Below are 12,634 nucleotides of genomic sequence, written 5' to 3'. Positions count from 1 at the left end.
GAAGATGACTGTATATGGATCTATGAACTTTATATCGATCTATAAACTTAGTATCGATCAATCAACTTCATAAAGATCATATGACAACGTATAAACAAACTTTTAATCGGAACAACTAAAACGGAAGTACACACGAAAGGAAGATTCCAATGAGAAAAGTACATTCATCCAAAGCATCCCAACCTAAAGCATCTCCATCCCAAATCGCAGAGCCGACATTATCCACTACATCACACGCCCGAACCAGAACGTCGATCCCGAAAAAAGTAACTACTGTGTTTGGCGCACTGATCCTGTCGGCTTCGATTTTGGCAGCTTGCACAAGCACATCTACCAGCGCGACAGGTGCACTTACGTCCTCTACATCCACAGCAGCCACAGTTAGCACTGCTACGGTAACGACTCCGGTTAAAACGACAAGCGCCGATCTGGTCACCTTTAAAAATAAAGACCTCTCGACGGAATGGAGTGCAGATACCTCAACTGCCATCAAGCTGAATGGTACAACGGCGACGGTTACTGGCTCAGGTGCCCAAACATCGGGCAGCACCGTTACGATTTCCAGTGCAGGGACGTATGTGATCAGCGGTAAGCTGACCGATGGGCAAATTGTCGTGAATAGCACAGCAGAAGGAGATGTGCATATCGTATTGAATGGTGTCAGCATCACGAATAGCGATAGCGCACCGATTTACATTCAAGAAGCAGACAATGTGATCGTCACCTTGCAAGAAGGCACAGACAATACGCTTACGGATGGCGCTCATTATGTGTTTGCCGATAGCTCGACCGATGAGCCAAGCGCTGCCCTGTTCAGCAAAGCGGATTTGACGATTAACGGTACAGGTACGCTGAATATCGATGCGAATTACAAGGATGGCATCACAAGTAAGGACGATCTGAAAATCGTATCCGGTACATTCCAGATCGATGCAGCCGATGATGGGATCGTTGGTAAAGATATGGTGGCGATCAAAGCCGGTACTTTTACGATTAACGCAGGTGGAGATGGTATCAAATCGACCAATGACGAAGCGGCAGATCAGGGCTTTGTTGCAATCGCGGATGGTACATTCCACATCACAGCGACTAATGATGGCATTCAAGCAGAAACAGTACTCGTTGCCGATGATGGCACATATACGATTACAACGGGTGGTGGCAGTGCCGAAGCCGAGCCGCATACACAGGCAATGCCGCAGGGGGGTATGGGCGGCGGTGGCACACCTCCAGCCAAACCGGGTGCAGGCAGTCAAGGAAACACAGGCGCACCGAGCAGTACAGGTAGTCAGACAGGCACAGCAAATCGTGCAACGAATACGGCTACTTCTAGCGGTGCAAACGCAAGCACTTCGACCGCGATAGTGACAGCCAATGCAACCACAAGTAGTGCGCAGACAGCTTCATCTATCGCTACAACGGCAACGAAGTCCACTTCCACTGCTACCAGTCGTGAAGCCTTTTCCACAACAGCGACGACAGACGATAACACTGATGCGGATGATACATCTACCTCATCCGATAGCGCAAAGGCGCTCAAAGCCGGAACCGATCTGGTGATTAATGGCGGTACATTTACAATCGATGCGAAAGATGACAGTGTGCACAGTAATGGCAGCGTAACGATTAACGGTGGCTCACTCCAATTAACAACTGGCGATGATGGTATACATGCCGAGACAACGCTAAGTATTACAGCAGGTACGGTCCATATCGTGAACAGCTATGAAGGATTGGAAGGTACAACGATTGATATTAGCGGTGGCGATATCCATGTCATTGCGAGTGATGATGGCGTTAACGCAGCCGAAGGCACAACAGCAACAGCAGTGACCACAACGGATGCGGCGACAAGCGATGCAGCAGCACAGTCAGCGGATACAGCAGCGAAGTCCACTCAACCGACCGCATCCAGTGCAAATACAGCAGCACAGTCGACCGAGCAATCCGCATCCCGTCCAAATACAGCAGGAGTAGGCACGACAACAACATCTGCACAATCAGCAACAACGACGGGCGTAGCTACTACGGTAGCAACAACTACAGCTACACTAGCAACAACACCTAAAGCGTCAACGAGTTCAGGCGATCAAACGACAGATTCGCAGCAGCCACCTAGCCCACCGACTGGCGGCATGGGCGGCGGAGGTCCAGAAGCAGCAGGCAATGCACTGCTCCATATTAGCGGCGGCACATTGTATGTAGATGCCGCAGGTGACGGGCTGGATGCTAACGGCTCGATCATGATGTCCGGTGGTACGGTTATCGTCAATGGCCCTACTAATAACGGTAATGGTGCGCTCGATTATGATGGCACTTTTGAAATGACAGGTGGTTATCTGGTCGCTGCTGGTAGCTCTGGTATGCTGCAATCGACATCGGATCGCTCTGCTCAGTACTCGCTCGCAATGACCTACTCGGCAACACAGACAGCAGGTACACTCGTTCACGTACAGGATCGCGCAGGCAATACGGTACTCACTTTTGCACCGGACAAAGATTACCAGTCCGTTGTGATCAGCTCACCAGCGTTAAAGACAGGCAGTTACACGCTGTATAGCGGAGGACAATCGACAGGCACTGCAACGAACGGTTGGTATGCAGATGGCACCTATAGCGGTGGCACAGAGGTAGTAAGCTTCAATGTAACGAATAAAGTAACATGGCTGACGGAATCCGGTGTATCGGATAGCAATCCGAATGGAGCGTTTGGACCTGGCGGTGGCAGCGGCGGCAGAGGAATGATGCGTCCGGATGATACAACAAATGAGGCGACATCCAGTAGGAAGAGCGACACAGGCAATGCGTTAACGGATAGCACGACAACTAGCACAAAATAAGCGAATGAAATTTTCAGGCATCCCTTATTATAGGGGGATGCCTGATTTTCATGTTGCTAGTCATCTAATTCTATTGTGGAATAATGTCATTTGTAATTGAGATTCTTATAATCGGCATAAATACCCCAAAATATATTTTAAATTAGCTAATTTTTGATTTAAATATACATATATTTACTTTATTTATGAATTTAAATACATATAATTAATGTTGTTAGTAACATATTGATAGAAGGAGTTGATTGTATGCACGTATCAAGTTCTACTGGCGGAAGAGTACATTCGAGTAACAATAGTCATGTAGCTTCGACTACAGGAGGGAAAACATTTGGACAGAAAGTAATGGAAGATGTTAAAAGTAATATTGTGCCAAATGCAAGACATGGGGCAGAAGCTGGAGCAGTAGGGGGAGCAATCGCTTTTTCAGAGTTTGGTCTACCAGGCGTAATTGTAGGAGGAGTCACTGGAGCTTCTTTCGGAGCGCTTGGAGGTGTTATAACAACTGGTTGGCAAGCTATAGATAATGCGATTTTTAAATAATTTAATCGTGGAGTGATTAGGATGAAGCCTAAAACAGCTTTTCTTTTAAAAAACTCCTTCATTACAGGGGTTATCTGTAGCATAATGATTATTTTATTACTTCAAATTGATCATAGCTTGACAACGCCTAAAGATACATGGATTCAATTAAGTACTTGGATTCCGGTCTGTTTTGTTATGGGTTATGGGATCAGCGAAGTAAAATGGAGATTTAAAAATCGACGTTCTGGTGAATAACATGCTTACTGTTTGCAAATATATTCATTCACAATCTATGGATCCAGGGCCGAAATGTAAATATTTTTATGTTATAGATCAAATGGTGTTTGCAGTAATAGAATGTAGCTTTATTTTTCAAACCACATTTATAGAAATTAATTGGCTCTACAGTAATGAAATTGTGCAACATCAAGCTAGTTTTTATACTCCTCAAAAAAATAATAACAATAAGAAAATAGTTAGTTATATCTACGTTCCTGTTATTGCTCACCGTAAATGGTATGGTAAGTGGAGGGTTGAGGTTAATATAGATAATCAACATGTAGATAGTTATACATTTTATTTACAACCGCCCTTAAATTCATTTACGGAGTCTCGTAAAATTTTAGATTTAAAAGCATAATGATTAATTTATGAAGTGTATTTCGAACATAATTTATACACGATGTACTTACTTGAAAAGCTGCCGAAATCAATACATTCGACAGCTTTTTCTTCTTTTAACAAGGTTGTATGAAATCTTCGTATTTCTTAATCCCCTTCAGCATAACGAATATCCTGCTCACTATATACATACGCATACCAGTTAGCTGAGCCTGTGATCGAATACGTTAATCGCATCAGACCATCCGGGTTCACATTCAGTTGAGCGGTTGTGATGCCTTGTTCGTAAAAGTCACCGTTAACCACATAATGGATCGTCTCGGGATTTTCGAGGAACACATCGATCTGACCGGCAAACGGTTTATTTAAGCTGCCAAACACATGCACAAGATGATATGAAATGATGCGTTTGATCGAACGGGTCGAACCGTTTTGTTCGGTCTCGCAATATATTTTAATATAGGGTGTGAATGCGTCGGTTGCGTGGAAGAAGGAAGTGAATACGATATATCTTGCCTGATCATTGCTGCCTATTTCTGGACTTTGATCGGCTTCGATCCATTGCATCGCTTCATCGATCGTAATATTCGTATCGGTGGACATTTGTGCGGCAAGACCTTCCATCGTCATGCTTTCGCTCGTCATGGTGCGTGCGGGTAAAGATGCGGGTGCGGTAGGATTGCTGCCGTTATTTGGCGTGCTATTCGCGAGTGCAAGTGTGGCAGGAGTCGTCGTTTGGCTGGCTAACCAATCGGATGATGACTTGGAGACACTGTGACGCTGGCTTGCGGTGTGTACATACGCAACAAGCGCGATGGCAACAGCAAGCAGAGCAGCAGACTTCTTATTCATCGTCATCTCTCCTCCCGTAAAATGGACGTCATAGCAGCGAAGCATCAGGGGACAGTGGCAAATTACATGGCATAGGACAGAATCGTTAGCACTTTTATGTTAATCTTACGTACTTTCTATAGTAATCATAAGTGCTATTTATATGTATTGTCATCTACATTTAGGAGAAATAAAGGGTGAATGTGTATCAATCGAGTATATATAGTGTGCTATTCTCTAAATTTTAGCATAATTGGAATCCTAATAGTTATATACCCGAAAATTAAAAAAGGCTTTCATCCGCATCTATTCCATGTACATCGCTGGCAATGGATAGTGGGTGAAAGCCCTATTTGTTATATGATTTTGCTAACGATCACAAGCACGATCCAATGGACGACTCTATCTGTTAGTTATTGCCTACAAGCGTCATAACCGAGCGAGCCGGGATCGTGACCGTTTTCTTCACCGGAACGGCAGGCATTGCTTTAAGATTAGTCGTGTCTGACGTCAGGTAAGGCTTGAGCTGTGTAATATCTTTGCCACTTGGTAGTTGATCGATATCCAGCTGAATTGTACGTGCTTCATTTCCATAGTTTACGAATACCATCGATAGCTGGCGATCTTTGTTATGATAGTAAGCGGAACCCATCAATCCATTTGGATCGTTGGCACCATCCAGAGCGATACGTTCGGCACCTGGACGCACGAAGCGACTATAGTTACCCATCGTCCATAGCAGCTTGGATTCGATGATTGATTCCGGATCGCCCGGGTTGTTATAGTCGGTGTAGATCAGACCGTCTTTATAATCTTCCTTCGATACGGCGAGCCACCATTGCCATGCCGATGCCTGCGTCTCGACCATATCAAAATGGATCACGCGCGCTACATCTAGCGCTGTATTCATCGTGAGATCGCGACCCGGTCCGCGATCGCCAAGAATGCAATATTCCGACATCCAGAACGCAGCGGATGGAGTATAACGTTCCAGATTTTCATGCACGAGCTTACGCAGCTGAACAAGGCGATCATCGCCAGCGTTCGGTTGATCTGACCAGTAAGCATGTGCGCTAATTTTGTTGCCGATCATCGCGGCAGTGGCTGGATCGCCAAGCAGCTCGCGAATATATTCGCTGTATTTGCCTTCGTACTTGCCACCTGCATTTCCGCTTGTGTACTGGCTGCCTGGCTTGCCTGTGAACTGTGCATACAGATCATGATCGAGCAAGGACAAATATTCGACGGCTTCAATCGCATCGACTTCAGTATGCAGTCCGCGGCGTTCCAGCTCTGTGTGCAAGGCGCTTAGCACCTGCTTAATGTCCTGCATATTGTAGCGGTTGCCTTCCTGCCCGGATTTGTTCCAATCCCATGTCGGTTCGTTAATCGGACTAATATAATCAAAACCAAGCTTTTGCTGATCAAAATGCTCCAGCACATCAGCAAGGAAAACCGCATAAGCTTGAATCTGATCTGCCTTCAGATTCGTACTGCCTACAGAATCATCGGGCTGCCCATGTCCATTTTTCGTCATCCACACCGGAGGACTATTCACAAATGCAACCGTTTTGCCGACGCCGCGCTGCTTGGCAGCTTTCAAAAACCACTGCTGTCCCGCCTGCTTGGACCAATCATATGGAGCGGTAGCGCTGGACTTAAAGCTTTCGGCACGTCGCCACGGATCACCAATAATGTCCTTATCGGTCTCGGTACTTCCTGCCCCAATATTAAAACGCCAGATCGATAGACCAATTCCTTTATCCTTGGAAAAGAGCAGATCGGCGATCTTTTGCTTATTTTTCTCCGACCATTCTGAACCGATATGATCGATACTCCATGCGCCTGAAGCACCAAAGCCGTCCATCGTCTGATACTGCTGTTGTCCATTGACATGAATATGCTGCACTCCACTAACCTCCCTGGAGATGATATGGCTGTCCTGTGCATGTGTCACCTGCGCGGCTGCTCCTGATAGCAGAAGTGCAGATAAAGATAGCGCGCCTAGCCTGGTGCCCATTCCTATACGTTTGCTTCCATGATGTTGCATAGTTGATCCTCCTTAAACTGAATAGTGAAATGGCAGCGACTCCTGTTCATCGTCTGCTGCAAAAGTATGTAAAGACCGTTGAACACAGATGAAGCGAAGCATGGAATTTCCTAAAGCGAAGTGTGGGAATCCATACACATTAAGTAAAGAATCCAATAAAATATAAACATACAAATTTGTATACGCTTACAATAAAGTATAGAGCATTCCAATTGATTTATGTATAGGGAATTTTATGCAAATTGATTTTGAGATAGGTCTGTCGTTCCTGTTTTTTAATCGTTCAGGAGCGTCTTGAGAAGCAGTAGATAGGGAAACAGTGAATAGGGAAACAGTGAATAGGGAAACGAACGACTTTTGAGCATAGGAATCTACGATGTACTTCTACACTATAGATTCCTGTGCGAGACAGCAGTCCATCCCATTATTTCTGCCCGGAGTGGTTGCTGCCCAGTAAAGAATTTGAATCTATACTCTAGTTCAATTTGGCATAAACAATGACACACTTTAATATTGAAACCGATCGATGCCTGTGATTGATACGATGTTACGCAGTAGATATTCCGACAATAAGCGTCATGCAGAACAAATTCATGATCTTGCTAAATGTAAACTATTGCCGAATGTATACGATTATGGTGCATTGTAGTGCCACGCTAGATCATGTGCATCATCACGACAGGGGATGCTCTGGAGGACGATTCATTTTCATATAGTTTCATATAGTAGCGTAATAAATGATTAAACTCAGGATCGAGATCATGGTGTGGATCGTCCAATAATGAGCGTCGATGAAGCAATAAACAATCAAAGGGAGGGTGCATCACATATGAAGCCAGTGAGCCAGGAAATTCAGGATTTATCCATCGCATCGCTACAATCAACGTATAACAAGCTTGTTCATGCTTATCAAACTACAGTCGCCAGAGGTTCATCTATAACGCTGATCGAAAAGAGACTACATGCAGTGAAGATAGGTCTGGACAGTGTAAAGCAGATATGGCGAGAGGAACAGTTTGACTATGACCAAGCAAATATACGAATGTCCAAAAAAGTTTTGGAAAGCATCCTCCCCTCTAGCGAGCAGCAGCTCATCAAAGCCAGAGCAGGCAGCCCGCAAAAAACGTTAAATGAGCGCCGTTTCACTGCGCTCCAACTGGCGATCGAATCTCTGGCCGAGCGGCTGAATGAAGATGATTGTATAGATTGAATTTTAGGAGCATGGAGGTGCAGTAATGGATATGCCGATCGATGTAAATCATCATTATGCAGCTCTGTACAAATTAGCGCTGCGAGCCGACGTGACGTTATCGCAGTGGAAGCTACTGCAAGAACATACGACATTGCGTGATATTACCGCAGGAACAAAGTTAATCGAAACAGGACAGCAGGTAGATCGGGCATTTTTTTGTGTAAGCGGATTGTTTCGGCTGTATTATCTGCTGGAGGATGGACGCGAATACAATGTTGCTTTTACACTGGAAGGCGATTTTGCCACTTCTCACGCCGCGATGATCGCCCATCAGCCATCCTCTTTTACCATCGAGGCGCTGGAAGATTCGCTTGTGATTGAGATCGAATATGATCTACTCCAGCAATGGATGCGACAACATCATAGCTGGGAACGGTTTGTACGTCTGAGTGTAGAACGACTCTACCTGCGCAAAGAGGAGCGCGAACGCGAGTTACTTTATCTGTCTGCCAAACAGCGCTATTATGCCTTCCTGCACAAATACCCCGGACTTGCCCAGCGTATTGCCCAGTACCATATCGCCTCCTACATTGGCATCTCTCCCGTATCGCTCAGTCGCTTACTTCATCAGGAAGAGGACGGCATGGAGTAATGTAGTGCGACCAGAGTAAGCTGAGCATCTGTCATTAACCTGTGTTAATGCGCGCTGACCACACCAGGCGCTACACTGTACATACATCAATCAGTGTGTGCAGATGCGTACCAAGCCCATTGCCACTGTGACAAAGGAGAGAATGACGATGCGTTATATGATGATCGTTTTACTTGAATTTTACCCTGCCTGGCTTGCTTTGCCGCGTGAACAACGACGTGTTCATGCCGAGCATTTGCAAACCATTATCGCCGATTACAAAGATCGTGTGGATGTACGCTTTTTCGATGCGGAAGCTTTACCGGGGAAAGACTATACCGACTTTGTCGTCTGCGAAACGGAAGATATGGCATCCTATCATTACATGTGGGAAGCGATCCGCGACTCCGAGCCATACACACGCGGTTATATGCGGATTAAAAACGTCATTATGGGTCTGGAAAATGCGTTTGAATCGTATGAGAAACAAGTATTAGGCATGGAATAGAATCGTTGTTACGTGTATTTCGGGTCATACGCTCATACAGCACGAATCAGTCACTGTGATTGGCTTGAATCGTTACCGGCAGCCTGTTACCCTTCCCCAGCTCATGCATCGATATGTCTCGTGCGTACTAATCTGTCTTATGTATCGATATGATAAATATATACACCAAACCGATGCGTACAAATACGACTCAAGCGCATACAGCAGTCTGTGAAAATAGATCGCTGTATGCGCTTTTTTAGTGAATAAGCGAAGCGAGATTTTGTATAGGCTTGCAGGTGGACGTTGTATTACAGGTAGCCATTGTAATGAATGTAGGATGGAACAGGCATAGCTATGGTATAGAGAGCAGGGAATGAGTGCCATAGAGAATAGATAGCTTAAGAAAATGCGTCGTCCACTCCAAAATCCAATTTGCATATTATGCACAAACATTTATATTTATGTGAATTTACTTGACGCTAAATAAATAAATTCATTATAATCAAGCTCAAATAAGTGATTGTATGTTATTAAATATTACATATAATTTATTTTCAAACTAACGGTTATCACGTTTGTATTTGAAGTGAATATATTTGATATCGACACAATGGGGGTGGACATCGACTATTTGATTTGGGGAAATATCAAATGCTCTCTATGAATTGTTTCTGTAATCGAATTTTTATACATACATACGTACATATAAGGCGAGTTATGGCGTATATAGCGATCGCTATATGTTCTGGCATTGCTCAACCTACATTTTTAAAGGAGGAATACATAGGATGAAATGGAATGGCTGGACACGAAATATAGGGGCACTGGTACTAGTAACCGCGCTGACACTGCCGATCACACTGGAATCAGCAGCAGCGGCAACCCCAACGACAGTAAGTGGTACGGTTACGTCAACATCAATGACATCGATCTCTACGGCGGCTAGTACAGCTACAGCTGTCTCCACCGCAGCAACAACAACAGCGACTACGCCCGACCAAAAGGCAGGTCTGCCTAATATTAAAATACTGGCGACCGGTGGTACGATTGCTGGCTCCTCTGCATCCAATACCGATGTGACTGGCTATAAGGCGGGAGCGCTCGGTATCGATACACTCATTAACGCCGTTCCGGAAATGAAAAATATCGCCAATGTGAGCGGCGAGCAGATCGCTAATGTCGGTAGCCCGGATGTGGACAATGCTGTGCTGCTCAAGCTTGCCAAACGTATTAATGAACTGCTTGCTTCTGAAGATGTGGACGGTGTCGTCGTGACGCATGGCACGGATACACTGGAAGAAACGGCATATTTTCTCGATCTTGTTGTAAAAAGCAATAAGCCAGTCGTGGTGGTAGGAGCGATGCGTCCGGCAACAGCGATCAGTGCAGATGGTTCGTTTAACCTGTACAATGCTGTGAAAATCGCCGGTACACCGGCAGCGCAAGGCAAAGGCGTTATGATTGAGTTAAATGACCGTATCGGTGCAGCGCGTTATATTACGAAAACGAACACGACCGGCACAGACACATTCAAATCGACCGAGCAGGGGTATCTGGGCGTCGTCTCCGGTGACAAAGTATATTTTTATAACGAGCCGACTCGTAAGCATACTGCTGATTCGGTATTCAATATTACCAATCTGACGGAATTGCCGCAGGTGGATATTTTGTACGAATATCAGAATAATGGCAGTTATCTGTACGATGCAGCCGTAGCTGCTGGTGCTAAAGGGATCGTCGTTGCGGGAAGCGGTAATGGCTCATTGTCCAAGCTGTCCAAAGCAGGCGCGATCAAAGCTGTCGCTTCCGGCGTGGCGGTCGTCCGTTCCACCCGTACCGGTAGCGGTGTTGTTACTCATTCAAGTGAGGATGACGAGAACGGCATGATCTCATCTGACTCGCTCAATCCGCAAAAAGCACGCATTCTGCTTATGCTAGCTTTAACTCAAACGAAAGATGCGAAGCAAATTCAGACGTTTTTTGATGAATATTGAGTGATCACTGAAACTTCGATGATGTTGTGCTGTCCCCAAGCCGTTCTCATGTGAGAGCGGCTTTTTGCTTGCAGTCGTGTGACCAGCGTACACTGGAAGTGATAAAATAAATAAAGTGGACGTGTTGCGATAAATACCGTAATGGCTTTTTCTTTTTGAACTTTTGCTTGATTTCTTTCTCAAACGCCTTCTTAATCTGTTTGAGTTTGAGTTTGAGTTTGAGTTTGAGTTTGAGTTTGAGTTTGAGTTTGAGTTTGAGTTTGAGTGCAGATTGCGATCCATCTTTTAACGACATACATAACAAGAACAGGAGAATCATCATGAGCAAAATTCGTATCGCTGTTACCGGGCTGGGTAACATGGGAGAAAGTTTAGTATATCATTGGCTGCCACATTATGCGGAGCAGGCGGAGGTCGTCGCTGTGTGTGATGCGGATCGTGACAAGCGCAGTCGTGCGGTGGCGGCAACGGGGGCTAGCGAATATGAGGCGGCACAATATATCCAGATGCTGGACGAAATGAAGCCGGATTTAGTATATATCGCTGTGCCACCTGCTTTTCATTATGAGGCAGCAGTGGCTGCATTTGAACGTGGGTTAGCTGTATTTTGTGAAAAGCCGCTGGCGAACAGTTTGGAGGAAGCACGCACGTTATTGAAATGTGCCGAGGAGTCGGGCAAGCTGCATGCAGTGCATTTCTCCTTTCCGCAGGAGCCTGCCGTACTACAGTTAGGTCAATGGGTAAATGAAGGCAAAGTAGGCGATATTCGTGAACTGGAATTGCTGCTACAGTTTCCCCAGTGGCCGCGTGCATGGCAGCAAAATAGCTGGATCGCTACGCGTCATCAGGGCGGATTTATTTTGGAGGTAGGGGTACATTGGATTCATATGATCCAGCAGGTTTTTGGCGAGATTACGCATGTGCAAAGCCATGTGACTTATCCAGACGATCCGCAGCAATGTGAGCGAAAAGTACAGGCGACGCTGACACTGGATAGTGGACTGCGCGTACATCTGTCCGGTCATAGCGGTGTGGTAGAGCAGGAACGTGTCTCGCTACTCGTCCATGGCAAACAGGGCGATATGGCACTGGAAAACTGGGAGCAGCTTTACTGGAACGAAGTCGGTCAAGCGCCGCAACGCGTAGAGCCAGCAATCCTACCAGAACAAAGTCACCTGCCGGTTTTCGGTGAGATTGTGAAGCTGCTGCAAGGTCATTCGGGTCAAATCTATGACTTTTACGATGGATACAATGCACAGGTGGTGCTGGAAGCATTACGTCAGCCGTCAGCCGAAAGCGATGTGGATGTGCGTCCGCTTTACATTCGGCGCAAGCAGTAGAGCAGTAGATTACACTAGGTAGGTTCGGATCAGGCTCATCATGAAGCAGATATTGAATAAAGCGAGCCATAGTTGGTAATAAGTGATGTTTGGAATCACATCGTAATCATCTCGTAACAGCGT

10 protein-coding genes are annotated in these 12,634 nt (G+C 45.6%); 8 read left to right on the top strand and 2 right to left on the bottom strand.

What is annotated here, in order from left to right; genetic code table 11:
- Positions 1-149: 149 nt before the first annotated feature.
- The 3 genes from AAHF22_RS08150 (at position 150) to AAHF22_RS08140 (ending at position 3,617) form a co-directional block, all read left to right on the top strand.
- On the top strand, positions 150-2,840 hold the full coding sequence (locus AAHF22_RS08150) for a carbohydrate-binding domain-containing protein (RefSeq protein WP_347324498.1): 2,691 nt from the start codon (positions 150-152) through the stop codon (positions 2,838-2,840).
- 246 nt (positions 2,841-3,086) lie between these two features.
- Complete coding sequence (locus AAHF22_RS08145; protein ID WP_347324497.1) at positions 3,087-3,380, top strand: hypothetical protein; 294 nt, start codon at positions 3,087-3,089, stop codon at positions 3,378-3,380.
- Between the two features lie 21 nt (positions 3,381-3,401).
- Positions 3,402-3,617, top strand: a complete 216-nt coding sequence (locus AAHF22_RS08140; protein WP_347324496.1) for a hypothetical protein — start codon at positions 3,402-3,404, stop codon at positions 3,615-3,617.
- Positions 3,618-4,130: 513 nt separating this feature from the next.
- Here AAHF22_RS08140 and AAHF22_RS08135 read toward each other — a convergent pair.
- A complete protein-coding gene (locus AAHF22_RS08135) occupies positions 4,131-4,835 on the bottom strand; it encodes a hypothetical protein (RefSeq protein ID WP_347324495.1) in 705 nt (234 codons plus the stop codon).
- A 388-nt stretch (positions 4,836-5,223) separates the two neighbouring features.
- A complete protein-coding gene (locus AAHF22_RS08130) occupies positions 5,224-6,864 on the bottom strand; it encodes a glycoside hydrolase (protein ID WP_347324494.1) in 1,641 nt (546 codons plus the stop codon).
- Positions 6,865-7,693: 829 nt separating this feature from the next.
- On the opposite strand from AAHF22_RS08130, the gene AAHF22_RS08125 reads away from it, so the two are divergent.
- The 5 genes from AAHF22_RS08125 (at position 7,694) to AAHF22_RS08105 (ending at position 12,511) form a co-directional block, all read left to right on the top strand.
- Positions 7,694-8,074: a hypothetical protein gene (locus AAHF22_RS08125; protein ID WP_347324493.1), complete on the top strand. Its 381-nt coding sequence runs from the start codon at positions 7,694-7,696 to the stop codon at positions 8,072-8,074.
- A 25-nt stretch (positions 8,075-8,099) separates the two neighbouring features.
- A complete protein-coding gene (locus AAHF22_RS08120; protein ID WP_347324492.1) occupies positions 8,100-8,708 on the top strand; it encodes a Crp/Fnr family transcriptional regulator in 609 nt (202 codons plus the stop codon).
- Positions 8,709-8,811: 103 nt separating this feature from the next.
- Positions 8,812-9,195 (top strand): darcynin family protein, encoded by a 384-nt coding sequence (locus tag AAHF22_RS08115; RefSeq protein ID WP_347324491.1) that lies wholly within the window; start codon positions 8,812-8,814, stop codon positions 9,193-9,195.
- A 902-nt stretch (positions 9,196-10,097) separates the two neighbouring features.
- Positions 10,098-11,171, top strand: coding sequence for a type II asparaginase (locus AAHF22_RS08110; protein ID WP_347324649.1), 1,074 nt, complete (start codon positions 10,098-10,100; stop codon positions 11,169-11,171).
- Positions 11,172-11,491: 320 nt separating this feature from the next.
- Positions 11,492-12,511, top strand: a complete 1,020-nt coding sequence (locus AAHF22_RS08105) for a Gfo/Idh/MocA family protein (RefSeq protein ID WP_347324490.1) — start codon at positions 11,492-11,494, stop codon at positions 12,509-12,511.
- Positions 12,512-12,634: the final 123 nt, after the last annotated feature.

It is taken from the genome of Paenibacillus wenxiniae (genome assembly GCF_039822605.1).
GTDB lineage: Bacteria > Bacillota > Bacilli > Paenibacillales > Paenibacillaceae > Saccharibacillus > Saccharibacillus wenxiniae.
The sequence above is the reverse complement of the archived record's forward strand: the minus strand, read 5'-3'. Positions and strand labels throughout refer to the sequence as shown.